The organism is Bradyrhizobium sp. WYCCWR 13022, assembly GCF_030435535.1.
Lineage (GTDB): Bacteria > Pseudomonadota > Alphaproteobacteria > Rhizobiales > Xanthobacteraceae > Bradyrhizobium.
Genome location: NZ_JAUIZJ010000016.1, coordinates 42,630 through 59,664, shown reverse-complemented (window position 1 = coordinate 59,664; position 17,035 = coordinate 42,630). Strand labels below are relative to the sequence as shown.

Below are 17,035 nucleotides of genomic sequence, written 5' to 3'. Positions count from 1 at the left end.
AGCCCCAAGGTTCCGATTCTCTTTCAATGGATCATTCGTCGCGCAGCTCGACCGCCCCCGCCAACGCGACCCGCATGGTCGACGTGCTGGTGCCGGTCGCGCTCGACCAGACCTATTCCTACAGGGTGCCGCGCGGCATGGAGCTGAAGGCGGGCGATCTCGTCGGCGTGCCGCTGGGCGCCCGCGAGGTGCTCGCCGTGGTCTGGGGCGAAAACGCCAATCCCGATCCGCGCCTGCACAACCGCCTCAAGGAGGTCAGCGAGAAGCTCGACGTTGCGGCGCTGAAGCCCGAGCTGCGTTCGGTCGTCGACTGGGTCGCCAATTACACGTTGAGCCCGCGCGGCATGGTGCTGCGCATGTGCCTGCGCATGGGCGAGAATCTCGGCCCCGAGCGCGTGCGTCCCGGCGTGCGCCTGGTCGGCGATCCCCCGCGGCGGCTGACGCCGGCGCGGGCGCGCGTGATCGAGGTGCTGTCGGACCGGCTGCTGCACGGCAAGTCCGAGGCGGCCAGGGAAGCCGGCGTCTCGGCCGGTGTGATCGACGGCCTCGTCGATGAAGGCACGCTCACGGTCGAGCCGATGCCGCCGCCACCGCCGCCGCCGGCGCCCGATCCGGAGTTCGGCCGGCCGGATTTCTCGCCGCTGCAGCGCGCCGGCGTCGATGCGATGCGCGCGCTCGCGGCCGACGGCACCTTTCACGTCGCGTTGCTCGACGGCGTCACCGGCTCGGGCAAGACCGAGGTCTATTTCGAGGCCGTGGCGGAAACCATTCGCCGCGGAAAACAGTCGCTGATCCTGATGCCGGAGATCGCGCTCACCGGCCAGTTCCTCGACCGCTTCGCGCAGCGTTTTGGCGTGCGCCCGATCGAGTGGCACTCCGAGCTGACGCCGCGCACCCGCGCGCGCAATTGGGCGGCGATCTCGGAAGGCACTGCGCCGGTCGTGGTCGGCGCCCGCTCGGCGCTGTTTCTGCCCTACGCCAATCTCGGCCTCATCGTGGTCGATGAAGAGCATGACCAGGCCTACAAGCAGGACGAGGGCGTGCATTATCACGCCCGCGACATGGCGGTGGTGCGCGCGCATATCGCCAAAATCCCGATCGTGCTGGCGTCCGCGACGCCTTCGGTCGAATCCGAGGTCAATGCGCGCAAGAACCGCTATCAGCGCATCGCGCTGCCCTCGCGCTTCGGCGGCCAGCACATGCCGCATATCGAAGCCATCGACATGCGCCGCGAGCCGCCCGCGCGCGGCCGCTATATCTCGCCACGGCTTGCAAGCGAGATCAGAGTTGCGATCGAAAAGCGCGAGCAGGCGCTGCTGTTCCTCAATCGCCGCGGCTATGCGCCGCTGACGCTGTGCCGCGGCTGCGGCCATCGCTTCGCCTGCACCATCTGCGATGCCTGGCTGGTCGATCACCGCTTTCGCCAGCGTCTCGTCTGTCACCATTGCGGCTTCTCGATGCCGCGCCCGCATGTCTGCCCGAACTGCTCGGCGGAGGAATCGCTGGTCGCGGTCGGTCCCGGCGTCGAGCGCTTGCAGGAAGAGGCGGCCGCGCTGTTCCCCGACGCGCGCACCATGGTGCTGTCGAGCGATCTCATCACCTCGATCGAGACGATGCGCAGCGAGCTTGCCGAGATCGCGGAAGGACGCGTCGACATCATCATCGGCACGCAGCTCGTCGCCAAGGGCCACAATTTCCCGCGGCTCAATCTCGTCGGCGTAGTCGATGCGGATCTGGGCTTGAGCAATGGCGATCCGCGCGCCGCGGAGCGCACCTGGCAATTGCTCAACCAGGTGATCGGCCGCGCCGGGCGCGAGCAGGGCCGCGGGGTCGGCTATCTGCAGACGCACCAGCCCGATCATCCCGTGATGAAGGCGCTGATCGCCTGCGACCGCGAGGCCTTCTACGACAGCGAGATCGATCTGCGCGAACGCACGCTCTACCCGCCGTTCGGGCGGCTTGCGAGCCTGATCATTTCGGCGGGCGATCGTCCGAGCGCCGAGGGCCTGGGCCGCAGGCTCGTTTCACTCGCGCCGCGCGACGAGCGCGTGGTGGTGCTGGGCCCGGCGGAAGCGCCGCTCGCGGTGATCAAGGGCCGCTACCGGTTCCGCATCCTGGTGAAATCGGCGCGCGGGTTTGATCTGTCGGATTATCTGCGCAACTGGCTCGCGGTGTGCCCGAAGCCGAAGGGCAACCAGAAGCTCGAGGTCGACGTCGACCCGCAGAGCTTTTTGTAACAGCCACCGCAGCCATACTCTCCGTCGTCATTCCGGGCTCGCGACTTCGTCGCACTCCGGAATGACGGGGTATTGGTGGCGATGAACCAAACAAAAAAGCCCGCCGTCCCCCAAAGACGGCGGGCTTATTTCACGCGAAGCGCGCTGTTACGAAACCACTTCCGCGGTGACGCGGCCGACGCCGGCACCGGTGAGGCCGATGGCGCGGGCAGCGCCCGTGGAGAGGTCGAGCACGCGGCCGCGCACGAACGGGCCACGGTCGTTGATGGTGACGATGACGCTCTGGCCGCCATGGGTGACGCGGAGCTTGGTGCCGAATGGCAGCGAACGGTGCGCTGCGGTCATGGCGTTCTGGTTGAATCGCTGGCCCGACGCGGTGCGGCTGCCGGACTCGTTGCCGTAATAGGAGGCCATGCCGGAGAAGCTGCGGCCCGTGCCCGACGATGGCGTCATCGACGCATTGGCGTTGCGCCAATCGGAGGTCGCGTTGGAATCGTCCTGGGCGTGGTGGCGGTGATGATGGTGAGAGTAGCGGTGGTGATGCCTGGACTTGGCGGAAGCCTCGGTGGCAGTTCCACCGACGAGGAGAGTTGCAGCGACGAAAGCGAGCGCCGTGCGCGGCCGGGTCACAGTGCCCAGCATCTTCAAAGACAGCATTTAGTGGTCCCTACGCTAGTAATGCCACATATGTGGCAAGTGAAGCCCCCATCAGTTTGTGAGCGGGTTGGCGTTTCGATTCCCAATGAGGCGTGAATTGGGCAGTAAATCCCTTCCATGTCCCTTTGAAATATCTTGTGATCTGAATCGATATTCAGCCGAAGTTCCGTAATCTTTCACTTTAACGTTTCTTTAACTGATTTATTACTTTCGAATACTGTAAAGCAAAGTTGTTATGCTTTGCGTTTAGAATTGGGTAAGTATTCGGGGTCGCGTTCGGCGCGGCCGGAATCACGCCTCAGCGATTCGTGTTCATGGCCGCTATGCGCTGAAAGCAGGAACCAATGGGCGCGTTGCCGGCGAAAGGCTCGCGGCAATTCCGTGGCGTGGCAGGTCACGGTGGTGATCGCCGCCGGGCTGTCGCGAAGCTGCGACGAACTGGCGACAGAAGGTCGTGCCTTTAATTTGGCGTCATGTTGCACGTGCGCGCCTGCTATGTTAGCAAAGCCGCGATTTTAACGAGCCCGGCACGTCCTGTGTCGGTCGAAAATCGAAGTCCCGCTTGAATTCCAAGGGCTTGGATCGCTAGGCGCCGCTTCGTGGCGACGGTTTTTCCCTTGCGAATTTGACAGCTAAAAGAGCGCGTCTGTGGCTGCAGAAGATACGTCCGTTTCCGGTGTGTCGGGCCGTTATGCAACGGCCTTGTTTGAACTGGCCCGCGACCAGAAAGTGGTCGACGAGGTCAAAGCCGATCTCGACAAGTTCGAGGCTCTGCTGAACGAGAGCGTTGATCTCAAGCGCCTCGTCCGCAGTCCGGTTTTCGCGGCCGACGCCCAGACCAAGGCCCTCTCGGCCGTTCTGGACAAGGCCGGTATTGCCGGCATCTCCGCCAATTTCCTGAAAGTGCTGACCTCCAACCGCCGCCTGTTCGCGGTGGCTGACGTCATCCGCGCCTATCGCGCCCTCGTCGCCAAGTTCAAGGGCGAGGCGACCGCGGACGTGACCGTGGCGGAAGCGCTCTCGGACAAGAATCTCGACGCCCTCAAGGTTGCCCTGAAGTCGGTGACCGGCAAGGACGTCGCGCTCAACGTGAAGATCGATCCCTCGATCATCGGTGGCCTCGTCGTGAAGCTTGGCAGCCGCATGATCGATAGTTCGCTTCGCACCAAACTCAATTCGATCAAGCACGCGATGAAAGAGGCAGGCTGATGGACATCCGCGCCGCGGAAATTTCCGCGATCCTCAAGGACCAGATCAAGAATTTCGGCCAGGAAGCTGAAGTCTCCGAAGTCGGACAGGTGCTGTCCGTCGGCGACGGTATCGCCCGCGTTTACGGTCTGGACAACGTCCAGGCCGGTGAAATGGTCGAGTTCGAGAACGGCACCCGCGGCATGGCGCTGAACCTCGAAACCGACAACGTCGGTGTCGTTATCTTCGGCGCCGACCGCGAGATCAAGGAAGGCCAGACCGTCAAGCGTACCCGCGCCATCGTGGACGCGCCGGTCGGCAAGGGCCTGCTCGGCCGCGTCGTCGACGCGCTCGGCAATCCGATCGACGGCAAGGGGCCGATCCAGGCCGACAAGCGCATGCGCGTCGACGTCAAGGCGCCCGGCATCATTCCGCGCAAGTCGGTGAGCGAGCCGATGGCGACCGGCCTCAAGGCGATCGACGCCCTGATCCCGATCGGCCGCGGCCAGCGCGAGTTGATCATCGGCGACCGTCAGACCGGCAAGACCGCGATCGCGCTCGACACCATTCTGAACCAGAAGCCGCTCAACGCGCAGCCCGACGAGAACATCAAGCTGTACTGCGTCTACGTCGCAGTCGGTCAGAAGCGTTCGACCGTCGCCCAGTTCGTGAAGGTGCTGGAAGAGCAGGGCGCGCTCGAATACTCGATCGTCGTCGCCGCCACCGCCTCGGATCCGGCGCCGATGCAGTACATCGCGCCCTTTACCGCCTGCACGATGGGCGAGTTCTTCCGCGATAACGGCATGCACGCCGTCATCATCTATGACGATCTGTCCAAGCAGGCCGTCGCCTACCGCCAGATGTCGCTGCTGCTGCGCCGTCCGCCTGGCCGCGAAGCTTATCCGGGCGACGTGTTCTATCTGCACTCCCGCCTGCTCGAGCGCGCGGCGAAGCTCAGCAAGGACCATGGGTCCGGCTCGCTGACCGCGCTGCCGGTCATCGAAACCCAGGCCAACGACGTGTCGGCCTACATCCCGACCAACGTCATCTCGATCACCGACGGCCAGATCTTCCTGGAAACCGACCTGTTCTTCCAGGGCATCCGTCCCGCGGTGAACGTCGGTCTGTCGGTGTCGCGCGTCGGCTCGTCCGCGCAGACCAAGGCCACCAAGAAGGTCGCCGGCAAGATCAAGGGCGAGCTCGCGCAGTACCGCGAAATGGCGGCGTTCGCGCAGTTCGGCTCCGACCTCGACGCCTCGACCCAGCGCCTGCTGAATCGCGGTTCGCGCCTCACCGAGCTACTGAAGCAGCCGCAGTTCTCGCCGCTGAAGATGGAAGAGCAGGTCTGCGTGATCTGGGCCGGCACCAATGGCTATCTCGACCCGCTTCCGGTCAACAAGGTGCGCGCGTTCGAGGATGGTCTGCTCTCGTTGCTCCGCGGCAAGAACGTCGAGATCCTCAATTCGATCCGCGACAGCCGCGATCTCTCCGACGACACCGCCGCCAAGCTGAAGTCGGTGGTCGAGGGTTTCGCGAAGAGCTTCGCGTAATCGCAGACGTGGCCGGATCGCCCGGCCACGACGTGCTTCGCGATAGGCAAGCAAGAAAGTGCGTGCCCGGCGCCCGGCCGGGCATTGCGACAGGGACAGGCTAGCGGTCCGACGCATCAGGTCGAACCGCCGGGGTGAACGAAGAATGGCGTCACTTAAAGACATGCGCGTCCGCATCGCCTCCACCAAGGCGACGCAAAAGATCACCAAGGCCATGCAGATGGTCGCGGCCTCGAAGCTGCGCCGCGCGCAGACCGCCGCGGAAGCTGCACGTCCCTATGCCGACAAGATGAGCGCGGTGATCTCCAACATCGCCAGCGCCGCGGCGGGTTCGCCCGGCGCGCCGGCGCTGCTGGCCGGCACCGGCCGCGACCAGGTCCATTTGCTGCTGGTCTGCACCGGCGAGCGCGGGCTGTCCGGCGCCTTCAACTCCTCGATCGTGCGGCTCGCACGCGAGCGTGCGCAGGCGCTGATGGCGCAGGGCAAGGAAGTGAAATTCTTCTGCGTCGGCCGCAAGGGTTACGAGCAGCTCCGCCGCCTGTTCGACAAGCAGATCGTCGAGCATCTCGACCTGCGCAGCGTTCGTCAGCTCGGTTTCGTCAATGCCGAGGACATCGCCAAGAAGGTTCTGGCGCGGTTCGATAACGGCGAGTTCGACGTCTGCACGCTGTTCTACTCGCGCTTCCGTTCGGTGATCGCGCAGATCCCGACTGCCCAGCAGGTTATCCCGCTGGTGGTCGAGGAGGGCGCAGCCGCCGGCACCACGTCTTACGAATACGAGCCGGAAGAGGACGAGATTCTCACCCGTCTTCTGCCGCGCAACCTCGCGGTTCAGATCTTCCGCGCGCTGCTCGAGAACAACGCCTCGTTCTACGGTGCTCAGATGAGCGCGATGGACAACGCGACGCGCAACGCCGGTGAGATGATCCGCAAGCAGACGCTGGTCTACAACCGCACGCGTCAGGCGCAGATCACCAAGGAACTGATCGAAATCATCTCGGGTGCCGAGGCCGTCTGATCAAGACGCTTCAGTACCCGTCAAACGCAACATCCCGATCAACAAGCTGATCGTGGTCTAGAAGTTCGGATCGAAGGAGACATCCAATGGCAGCCCAGTCCGGTCGCGTCACCCAGGTCATCGGCGCCGTCGTCGACGTGCAGTTCGAAGGCCACCTGCCGGCCATTCTCAATTCGCTCGAGACCAAGAACGGCGGCAACCGCCTGGTGCTCGAAGTCGCCCAGCATCTCGGTGAATCGACCGTCCGCACCATTGCGATGGACACCACCGAAGGTCTGGTCCGCGGCCAGGAAGTGACCGACACCGGTTCGCCGATCCGCGTTCCCGTCGGTGAAGGCACGCTCGGCCGCATCATCAACGTCATCGGCGAGCCGATCGATGAAGCCGGTCCCGTCAAGTCGGAAGGCCTGCGCGCGATCCACCAGGAAGCGCCCACCTACACCGACCAGTCGACCGAAGCTGAAATTCTCGTCACCGGCATCAAGGTCGTCGACCTGCTCGCTCCGTATGCCAAGGGCGGCAAGATCGGCCTGTTCGGCGGCGCCGGCGTCGGCAAGACCGTGCTGATTCAGGAGCTGATCAACAACGTCGCGAAGGCGCACGGCGGTTACTCCGTGTTCGCCGGCGTCGGCGAGCGTACCCGCGAAGGCAACGACCTCTATCACGAGTTCATCGAGTCCAAGGTCAACGCCGATCCGAAGAATCCGGATCCGAGCGTGAAGTCGAAGTGCGCGCTGGTGTTCGGCCAGATGAACGAGCCGCCGGGCGCCCGCGCCCGCGTCGCGCTCACCGGTCTGACCATTGCGGAAGACTTCCGCGACAAGGGCCAGGACGTGCTGTTCTTCGTCGACAACATCTTCCGCTTCACCCAGGCCGGCTCCGAAGTGTCGGCGCTGCTCGGTCGTATTCCTTCGGCGGTGGGTTACCAGCCGACGCTGGCGACCGACATGGGCACGCTGCAGGAGCGCATCACCACCACGCAGAAGGGCTCGATCACCTCGGTGCAGGCCATCTACGTTCCGGCCGACGACTTGACCGACCCGGCGCCGGCGACCTCGTTCGCGCATTTGGACGCGACCACCACGCTGTCGCGCTCGATCGCCGAAAAGGGCATCTATCCGGCGGTGGACCCGCTCGACTCGACCTCGCGCATGCTCTCCCCGCTGGTCGTCGGCGAGGAGCACTACGCGGTCGCCCGTCAGGTCCAGCAGGTGCTACAGCGCTACAAGGCGCTCCAGGACATCATCGCCATTCTCGGCATGGACGAGCTTTCGGAAGAGGACAAGCTGACCGTGGCCCGCGCCCGCAAGGTCGAGCGCTTCATGTCGCAGCCGTTCCACGTCGCCGAAATCTTCACGGGCTCGCCGGGCAAGTTCGTCGACCTCGCCGACACCATCAAGGGCTTCAAGGGCCTGGTGGAAGGCAAGTATGACCACCTGCCGGAAGCCGCCTTCTACATGGTCGGCACCATCGAAGAGGCGGTCGAGAAGGGCAAGAAGCTGGCGGCCGAGGCCGCCTAAGACGCGAATGGCGAATGGGGGGTAGCGAATAGTCGCTGCTCCCGATCGCGCCGCTCGCTATTCGCCACTCGCTACTCGCAGGTTTCTCATGGCCACCTTCCACTTCGATCTCGTCTCTCCGGAAAAGCTCGCGTTCTCGGGCGAAGTCGACCAGGTCGACGTTCCCGGCGTCGAGGGTGACTTCGGCGTGCTGGCTGGTCATGCGCCGGTCGTGGCTGCGATTCGCCCGGGCATCCTCACCATCACCACGGGTGGCAAGCACGAGAAGGTCATCGTGCTCGGCGGTCTCGCCGAAGTTTCCGAAAAGGGCCTGACCGTGCTCGCCGACGTCGCGACATCGCTGGACGAGCTCGATCGCGCCCAGTTCGCCGAGACCATCTCGGAGATGGAAGAAAAGCTGAAAGAGCACGAGGGCGACGAACTCGATCGGGCGATCGAGTGGCTCGACCACTACAAGAGCATCCAGCAGCAGGTCAGTTCGACCGCGATGCACTAATCGCTGCGTCGCGCTTGCGACCGCGGCACGTCGCGCCGACCTCTCGAGAAACTGTAATAAAATCAGCGCTCGTCACTGCCGTGGCGGGCCCTGAAACTTTGTTGCACCGCGCCGGAGATAGCGGCATTCTGCGCCCGCGAATTTGTTCCGGGGCGGGCAGCAGATGAAACGCAAGATCGCAGCGATTTTCGCAGCCGATATTGCCGGTTACTCGAGGCTGGTCGCGGAGGATGAAGAGGAGACGCTGCGGCGTCTGGCCTCCTATCGCCTGGTCGTCGACGATTTCATCGCCAAGGCCGGCGGGCGCATCTTCAATACCGCCGGCGACGCGGTGCTCGCGGAATTCCCGAGCGCGGTGGAAGCGGTGCGCTGCGCGATCGACATCCAGGAATCCCTGCGAACCCGCAACATGGCCTATCCGCCGAGCCGGCAGATGTCGTTCCGCATCGGCATCACCATCGGTGACGTCGTGGAGCGCGACGGCGATCTGCTCGGCGACGGCGTCAACATCGCAGCAAGGCTCGAAGGGCTCGCCGAGGTCGGCGGCATCTGCGTCTCCCGTGCGGTGCATGAACAGGTCGCCAACAAGCTGTCGGTGCAGTTCGCCGATATCGGTGCGCAGGAGGTGAAGAACATCCCGACGCCGGTGCACGCCTACATGGTGGCGATGCGGCGCGAGGACGGCACTTATGCCACGCCGCAGGTGAAGAAGGTCGCGAAGGCATCGCCCACGCCGAACTGGATGTGGCCGCTGGTCGTCGGCGTGGTCTCCGTCGTCGCGATCGGCGTCGGCGGCTTCCTCTACTTCACCAAACTCGAGACCGCGGAGGTCGGCTCGACCCCGGCAACGTCCACCGCAGCAGCACCGGGCTCAAGTCCGGTCGCCGTGCCATCACCCAGCCCGACGCCGACCCAGGCGGCTGCCGCTACGCCGCCGGCGGCAGCCCGCGGCAAGATCCCCGTGGACGCAGTGCCGTTCATCGGCGAGCGCCAGCGTGCCTTTCTCAGCAACGAATATTCGGCCGCCGGAGATTACAAGGCTTATGCCCTGAACATCGGCGGATTCTTCGGCTCCGCGCTCAATCAGCCGACCGAGGAGGCCGCGCGCAACGGCGCCGTCGACCAATGCCAGAAGCGCGCGGACGCCGCGCAATCGCCGCGGCGCTGCGAGCTCTACGCTGTCGGCAACAAGGTGGTGTACAGCCACGGCAGTCCGCCGATGCCGCCGCAGCCCTGGTTTCGGCACGACGCCATCACCGAGCGCGCATTTGTGCCGAAGGATTTGCCGATGGTGCGTGAGCAAGCCAGAACCCGGCTCGAAAATATCTACGTGCAGGCGGCGAAATCGCGCTCGGTCGCGCTCGGCCCGGGCGGACAATATTTCTGGGCGCTGGGAGCAACCTCTGTCGGCGACGCGGCGCGGCGTTCGCTGGAATCCTGCGGCGCGTTCGCGGGCGCGCCCTGTATGACTGTGGTGGTCGACGACGTCTTCGTCGTGCCGATCCCAACCCTGCTCAAGGCCAATGGCTTCTTCCACGCCGCGAGCAATTCCTCGATCGTCGCCGATGCGCGCGACGACGTCGCACGCAAGCTCGGCGACGGCATGGGCTGGAATGCGGTTGCGGTCGGCACCGCGGGCCGTCCGGGTCTCGGCCTGAAGGCTGCCAATGAGCAGTCCGCGATCAACTCCGCGCTCGCCGACTGCGTCAAGCACGACAGCGACTGCCACGTGATCGCGATCGGCCCGTTTACGGTGGGGCCGATGAATTAGCTGGAAATCCGGCTGTGAGTGCGCGGCTGTCTTGCAGCTCCATGCATCTGCGACGAGCGGAGGGTGATCCGTTACGTCGCGATGATCTATTAAAACCATTGCAGCGTGGACTGTTATCGATACCATGGTCATTGCCAGCCGGGGCGGGCCAAATCGCATCGGCAGAGGAAGTTTGCTGGTCCTGATCCGGCGGCGTGAGAATCTAGCAAAGACCGCGTTGAGATGAAACGAACTCGGACGACGACCAGAAAGGCGCCCAAGCGGCCAGCGACCATGGCTGAGGTGGCGGTGCGGGCGGGCGTTTCCGCCATGACCGTCTCGCGTGCGTTGAAGAGCGACGGCGCCGTCTCCGAGGAGACACGGCAGCGAATCCTCGCTGCTGTCGAAGAGCTCGGATATGTGCTCGACCTGTCTGCGGGCGCATTATCCTCGAAGCGGACGGGCTTCGTGGCGGCCCTCATCCCCTCCATCAACAACTCCAATTTCTCGGACACTGCGCGCGGCATCACCGAGGCGATCGAAGGCCAGGGGCTTCAGATGCTTCTCGGCTACACCGACTACGATATCGACAAGGAAGAGCAACTCGTGCGGGCCATGCTGACTCGCCGGCCCGACGGGATCATCGTCACCGACGGCCGGCACACGCCGAAGGCGCGGCGGATGCTGCAATCCGCCGGCATTCCGGTGGTCGAGACCTGGGATTTGCCTGCCGACCCGATAGACCATGTCGTGGGCTTCTCCAACGCCGAAGCCTCGCGCGCGCTCGTGCATCGGCTTTACCAGAAGGGCTACCGCAACATTGCCTTCATCGGCGGCGCCAGCCGGCGCGACACGCGCGGCGCCGATCGCCGGCTCGGCTACAAGCGAGCCGTCGAGGAGCTCGGCCTGCCGGTCGGACGTACGATCTCGTTCGGCAATCCGCCAATCTCCATGCAACAGGGTGGCGAGGCCATCGTCCAGCTCATCGAGCAATGGCCGGATGTGGACGCCGCCGTTTGCGTCTCCGACCTGTCTGCCTTTGGCGCGATCATGGAATGCCACCGCCGCGGTTGGGCAGTCCCCGGCCGGATCGCGGTGGCCGGCTTCGGCGACTTCGAGGTTTCGCGTTGTTCCTGGCCGAGGATCACGACCGTCGCCGTCGATTGCCGCAATATCGGACTGGAAGCCGGCAGCGTCCTGTTACGCGCCATCGACGACATCAGGGATGGTCGCAGACCAGGGCCCGAGACGTTGATCGTCCCCTTTGAGGTCATCGAGCGCGAAAGCACCTGAGTCCGGCTTGACAGCGTCGCTCGACCGGATAGTGTTATCGATAACAAATATGACGCCATAATGGATCACGATGGCCGGGCGCCTGGTCATCGGTTGGGAGCACCTCCCAACCGATCGCGGTCGGCTGGCGATTTCGGGAGGAACCAGGGATGGCACCGGGTGCACTGCGCTTCGATGGGGTCGTCAAGTCGTTCGGCGGCACTCGCGCGCTCAAAGGCGTCAGCTTCGGCGTCAAGCGCGGCGAAGTCGTCGCCCTGCTCGGCGAGAACGGCGCGGGCAAGTCGACCCTCATCAAGGTGCTCGGCGGCATCCATCGTCCGGACGCCGGCGCGGTGACGATCGCAGGCGAGCCCTATCACCATGCGCCCGGCGGCCGCGCCGACCACCAACCCGTCGCCTTCATCCATCAGGATCTCGGCCTGGTCGAATGGATGACGGTGGCGGAGAATGTCGGGCTCGCCCAGGGCTTTCCGCGCGCGCGGCCGTTCGGCCTCATCGACTGGCGCAGCGCCGAGGCGCGCGCGACCAGGGCGCTCGCGCTCGTCGGCTGCGATATCGACCCGACCACGCGCGTTGCGAACCTGTCGCGCACCGAGAAGTCGCTGGTCGCCATCGCCCGCGCGCTCGTCGTCAATTGCGATTTCCTCGTGCTCGACGAGCCGACGGCGAGCTTGCCTGCCGATGAGGTGGAGCGCCTGTTCGCGGCGCTGCGGCGTCTGCGCGAACAGGGCGTAGGCATGATCTATGTGTCACACCGGCTCGACGAGATCTTCCGCATCGCTGACCGCGTCGTCGTGCTGCGCGACGGCCAGCTCGTCGGCGAGAAGGCAATCGGCGAGACTTCGCCCGAAGATCTGGTGCGGCTGATCGTCGGCAGGCCCCTGCTCGACATGTTCGAGAAAGCGGCTTCCCACTCCGGCAAGACCCGCGTCACGGTGCGCGGACTGACCACCCCGAAGTCCGGCCCCGTGGATTTCGACGTGCGCGAGGGCGAACTCCTCGGCCTCGTGGGCTTGCGCGGCGCGGGTCAGGAGGACGTCGGCCGCGCGCTGTTCGGCGCGGTCGCGCATCGCGGCGAGATCCTGGTCGACGGCACGGCGCCGGATCTGTCCAGCCCGATGACGGCCATGGCCGGCGGCATTGGTCTGGTCGCGCGCGACCGAACGGAGGAATCGATCGCAGCGTCGTTGTCGATCCGCGAGAATGCCTTCCTCAACCCGGGCGCCTCGGGACGCGGCCTGTTCGATGTGCTCGCACCACGCCGCGAGGCGGAAGAGGCGGTCAAGCTCGGCGCCCTCGTGGGCCTGCGGCCCAATGATCCGCATCTCGCGATCGAGGGTCTGTCCGGTGGCAACCAGCAGAAGGTCGTCGTCGGCCGTTGGCTCGCCACGGGCCGCAAGCTGCTTGTGGCCGAGGATCCGACTGCCGGCGTCGACGTCGGCGCCAAAGCCGAGATCTATCGGCTGATCGCGCGCGCCATCACCGAAGGACTTGCTGTCGTCGTCGTCTCCACCGATTTCGAGGAAGTTGCGCATATCTGCCATCGCGCGCTCGTCTTCAACCGCGGCCGGATCATCACCGAGATCGCAGGAGACAGACTGACGACCGAAGCCCTGATCACTGCCGCGTCGGCCTCCGAGGCCGCGTAAGGGACAATCGCACGGACTTACGAGAGGTCCGCCGGGAGGAACGTATGGGAATGAATTCGATCGAATCGAACGCACTGGAACCGACGCGCGCGGATCTCGCCGGCGCGTCGCGGTCGCAGAAGGTCACGCGGCTGCTGCCGGTCTACGGCCTGCCGATCATCACGGCAGCGCTGATCGCGCTGTTCTCGATCCTGTTGCCCAACACGTTTCCGACGCTGCTCAACCTGCGCTCGATCGTTTCCGACAAGTCGATCATCGCCATGCTGTCGCTTGCGGCGATGATCCCGATGGCCGCGGGCAAGATCGACCTCACGGTCGGTTATGGTATCGTGCTCTGGCACATCCTGGTGATCAGCCTGCAAGTCGCCTTCGGCCTGCCCTGGCCGGTCGCGGTTCTCGTCGTCATCTGCCTCGGTGCCTTCACCGGCCTCCTCAACGGCCTGCTGGTCGAAGTCGCGCGCATCGACAGCTTCATCGCCACGCTCGGCACCGGTACGGTGCTTTATGCGCTCGCGCTTTGGCACACTGGCGGCCGGCAGGTCGTCGCGATGCTGCCGGATGGGTTCCTTGCCCTCAACGGCACGATGGTGTTCGGCTTGCCGATCACCGGCTTCTACGTGCTCGTGCTCGCGGTGGCGATGTGGCTGATGTTCGAATATCTGCCGCTCGGCCGCTACATCTACGCGATCGGCGCCAATCCGAAGACGGCCGCGCTCAACGGCATTCCGGTGCAGCGCTTTACAGTCGGTGCCTTCATGGCGTCGGGCATCCTCACTGCTGTCACCGGCGTTCTGCTCGCCTCGAAGCTGCGCATCGGCCAGGCAAGCGTTGGCCTCGAATATCTCCTGCCCGCCCTCGTCGGCGCCTTCCTCGGTTCGACCACCATCAAGCCCGGCCGCGTCAATGTCTGGGGCACCATCGTCGGCGTCGCGGTGCTCGCGGTCGGCATCGCCGGCATTCAGCAGTTCGGCGGCTCCTTCTGGGTCGAGCCGCTCTTCAACGGCCTCACCCTGCTCGCCGCAATCGGAATGGCCGGATACGCGCAGAGGAAGCGCGGTGCCGTTGCGAAGGTCCCGGTCGGCGCACCCGATCGCAAGGCTTGAAACAGCCATTGAAGGAGTTCGTGGCCGGCAGCAAGCCGGCCACAACGGAAAGCCCGGCGAAGAGCCGGCGAAAAAACGAAACGGCAATTAAACCCAAGGAGAACGCTCTATGTTGCATTCGATGATAAGAACCGGCGCTGTCGTCGCCGGCCTCGCATTTGGTCTTGCGTCCGCCCACGCCGATTCGCTCGCGGACGCCAACGCATTCGTTGGCAAATATGCGTCCAAGGTCGACAAATGGGACGGTCCGACCACCGCTCCGAAGATCGCCAAGGGCAAGACCATCGTCGTACTCGCTTCCGACATGAAGAACGGTGGCGTGCTCGGCGTCACCAAGGGCATCGAGGAGGCCGCGAAGGCCGCCGGCTGGACCGTGCGCACGCTTGATGGCGCCGGCTCGGTCTCCGGTCGCACCGCCGCCTTCGGCCAGGCCATGACGCTCAAGCCCGACGGCCTGGTGATCTGCGGCTTCGACGCGGTCGAACAGAAGCCCGGCATGGAGGCGGCCAAGGCTGCCAAGATTCCGATGGTTTCGTGGCACGCGGCTCCCGTGATCGGCCCCGTTCCCGAAGCCGGCGTCTTTGCCAACGTGACGACCGATCCGATGGCCGTCTCCACCGCTGCGGCCAACTGGGCCTTCGTCGATGCCAAAGGCAAGCCCGGTGTGATCATCTTCACCGACTCGACCTATGAGATCGCGATCGCCAAGGCGAAGAAGATGAAAGAGGTGATCGAGGCGCTCGGCGGCAAGGTTCTCGAATGGGTCGATACGCCGATCGCCGAAACCTCGGCGCGCATGCCGCAGCTCACCACCTCTCTCCTGCAAAAGCACGGCGCCGCCTGGACGCATTCGCTCGCGATCAACGACCTCTACTACGACTTCATGGCGCCTTCGCTTTCTGCGGCCGGCATCAAGGGCACCGGTGCGCCCATCAATGTCGCCGCGGGCGACGGCTCCGAAAGCGCCTATCAGCGCATCCGCTCCGGCGCCTACCAGGCCGTCACCGTAGCCGAGCCGCTGAATCTCCAGGGCTGGCAGCTCGTCGACGAATTGAACCGCGCCATCGCCGGAGAGAAATGGTCGGGCTATGTCTCGCCGCTGCATGTGGTGACCAAGGCCAATGTCGAGTTCGACGGCGGCCCGACCAATACGTTCGACCCGGGCAACGGCTATCGCGACGCCTACAAGAAGGCTTGGGGTCTCTAAGCTTCCTCCGCCGAACACGGCATGGCCGTGCTCCCTCGGCGGTCGGCCACAAGCTGACCGCCGATTTTTCTTCCACTCCATCAGACAGACGAGCGAATACCGATGTTTATCCGTTGCGCTTTTTTCAGTGGCCGCATCAAGCCGGGACGCGAAGCCGAATTCACCTCCTATGTCCGCGAGAAGCTTGTGCCGCTGTGGACGCGCTTTCCCGGTGCCGAGGAGGTTCGCGTGCTGCGCCAGGAGGAAAGTGACAGCGATGCCCAGCGTTACGAGATGGTGCTCGCGATCCGCTATCCATCGCGCGAGGCGATCGAGCAGGCGCTCGCCTCGCCGGTTCGCTTCGAGAGCCGCGAAGTCACCAAGGGGCTGACCGAGATGTTCGACGGCTCCATCTTCCACACGGTCTTCAAAGCCGATGACTTCGCGTTGCCGACCGACTGATCGCGGAGATCTTACGCCGTGAGCACTTACGACATTCTCGACCAGCGCTTTCAGGCGCTGATCATCGGACATGCTAAGCTCGACAGGCTCTGGACCGGCAGCCGCTGGGCCGAGGGCCCGGTCTATGTACCATCAGCCAAGTCGCTGCTGTGGTCCGACATTCCCAACGATCGCGTGTTACGCTTCGACGAGACTGACGGCTCGGTCTCGGTGTTCGAAAGCCCCTGCGGCTATCACAACGGTCATAGCCGCGATGCGCAGGGACGTGTGATCGCCTGCGAACATGGCGGCCGCCGCATCTCGCGGCTGGAGCCCGATGGCCGTTGGGTGGGATTGGTCGAACGCTTCGACGGAAAACGCTTCAACTCTCCCAACGATGTCGTGGTCAAGTCGGACGGAACCATCTGGTTCTCTGATCCGACCTACGGCATCGACAGCGAATACGAAGGGCATGCCGGGCCAAGCGAGATCGGCGCCAGCAACGTCTATCGTTTCGATCCGGCAAGCGGGGCGCTGTCGGCGGTTGTGACAGACATGGTGAAGCCGAACGGCCTCACCTTCTCGCCCGACGAGCGGCTGCTCTATGTCGCCGAAACCGGCGCGACGCACGTGCCGGGCTTACCGGCGGTGATCCGGGCCTATGACGTTGCGCCAAGCGGGCTTGGGGTCGGCGAGGGACGCATCTTCGCGACCTCGCCGGCCGGATTCTATGACGGATTCCGCGTCGACCGCAGCGGTAATATCTGGACGTCGACGGCGGATGCCGTGGCCGTCTATGCGCCCGACGGCGCGCTGATCGGACGCATTCCGGTGCCTGAGATCGTTTCAAACCTGACCTTCGGCGGACCAAAGCGAAACAGGCTCTACATCACCGCGCAGACATCGCTCTACGCGATCTTCGTCAACGCGCACGGATTGTCCTGAGC

The 17,035-nt window shown here is 64.7% G+C and carries 14 protein-coding genes; 13 read left to right on the top strand and 1 reads right to left on the bottom strand.

The features are described from left to right. Window positions 1-26: 26 nt before the first annotated feature. A complete protein-coding gene (locus QY049_RS23095) occupies window positions 27-2,237 on the top strand; it encodes a primosomal protein N' (RefSeq protein ID WP_258764556.1) in 2,211 nt (736 codons plus the stop codon). A 147-nt stretch (window positions 2,238-2,384) separates the two neighbouring features. On the opposite strand, the gene QY049_RS23090 is transcribed toward QY049_RS23095, so the two are convergent. Then, window positions 2,385-2,894, bottom strand: coding sequence for a septal ring lytic transglycosylase RlpA family protein (locus tag QY049_RS23090; protein ID WP_194478958.1), 510 nt, complete (start codon window positions 2,892-2,894; stop codon window positions 2,385-2,387). A gap of 648 nt (window positions 2,895-3,542) precedes the next feature. Here QY049_RS23090 and QY049_RS23085 point away from each other — a divergent pair. From QY049_RS23085 to QY049_RS23030, 12 genes are all read left to right on the top strand, one after another. Then, window positions 3,543-4,103 (top strand): F0F1 ATP synthase subunit delta, encoded by a 561-nt coding sequence (locus tag QY049_RS23085; RefSeq protein ID WP_258764557.1) that lies wholly within the window; start codon window positions 3,543-3,545, stop codon window positions 4,101-4,103. Then, window positions 4,103-5,632: a F0F1 ATP synthase subunit alpha gene (gene atpA, locus QY049_RS23080; protein WP_194478960.1), complete on the top strand. Its 1,530-nt coding sequence runs from the start codon at window positions 4,103-4,105 to the stop codon at window positions 5,630-5,632. Before QY049_RS23085 ends, atpA begins: the two co-directional genes overlap by 1 nt. Before the next feature lie 145 nt (window positions 5,633-5,777). Continuing rightward, the gene (locus QY049_RS23075) at window positions 5,778-6,650 is read left to right on the top strand and encodes a F0F1 ATP synthase subunit gamma (protein ID WP_194478961.1); all 873 of its coding nucleotides are present in this window, start codon (window positions 5,778-5,780) and stop codon (window positions 6,648-6,650) included. Between the two features lie 86 nt (window positions 6,651-6,736). Further along, window positions 6,737-8,170, top strand: coding sequence for a F0F1 ATP synthase subunit beta (gene atpD / locus QY049_RS23070; RefSeq protein ID WP_194478962.1), 1,434 nt, complete (start codon window positions 6,737-6,739; stop codon window positions 8,168-8,170). Between the two features lie 88 nt (window positions 8,171-8,258). Next, a complete protein-coding gene (locus tag QY049_RS23065; protein WP_194478963.1) occupies window positions 8,259-8,666 on the top strand; it encodes a F0F1 ATP synthase subunit epsilon in 408 nt (135 codons plus the stop codon). A gap of 163 nt (window positions 8,667-8,829) precedes the next feature. Further along, window positions 8,830-10,437: an adenylate/guanylate cyclase domain-containing protein gene (locus QY049_RS23060; RefSeq protein ID WP_258764558.1), complete on the top strand. Its 1,608-nt coding sequence runs from the start codon at window positions 8,830-8,832 to the stop codon at window positions 10,435-10,437. 273 nt (window positions 10,438-10,710) lie between these two features. After that, complete coding sequence (locus tag QY049_RS23055; RefSeq protein ID WP_194478965.1) at window positions 10,711-11,709, top strand: LacI family DNA-binding transcriptional regulator; 999 nt, start codon at window positions 10,711-10,713, stop codon at window positions 11,707-11,709. A 149-nt stretch (window positions 11,710-11,858) separates the two neighbouring features. Beyond that, window positions 11,859-13,358, top strand: coding sequence for a sugar ABC transporter ATP-binding protein (locus tag QY049_RS23050; protein ID WP_258764559.1), 1,500 nt, complete (start codon window positions 11,859-11,861; stop codon window positions 13,356-13,358). Window positions 13,359-13,408: 50 nt separating this feature from the next. Then, a complete protein-coding gene (locus QY049_RS23045; protein WP_258764560.1) occupies window positions 13,409-14,461 on the top strand; it encodes an ABC transporter permease in 1,053 nt (350 codons plus the stop codon). 109 nt (window positions 14,462-14,570) lie between these two features. Beyond that, a complete protein-coding gene (locus tag QY049_RS23040; RefSeq protein WP_258764561.1) occupies window positions 14,571-15,668 on the top strand; it encodes a substrate-binding domain-containing protein in 1,098 nt (365 codons plus the stop codon). A 102-nt stretch (window positions 15,669-15,770) separates the two neighbouring features. Then, window positions 15,771-16,109: a hypothetical protein gene (locus QY049_RS23035; RefSeq protein WP_258764562.1), complete on the top strand. Its 339-nt coding sequence runs from the start codon at window positions 15,771-15,773 to the stop codon at window positions 16,107-16,109. 18 nt (window positions 16,110-16,127) lie between these two features. Beyond that, entirely contained in the window at window positions 16,128-17,033 is a 906-nt protein-coding gene (locus tag QY049_RS23030) for an SMP-30/gluconolactonase/LRE family protein (RefSeq protein ID WP_258764563.1), read from the top strand. Window positions 17,034-17,035 lie beyond the last annotated feature (2 nt).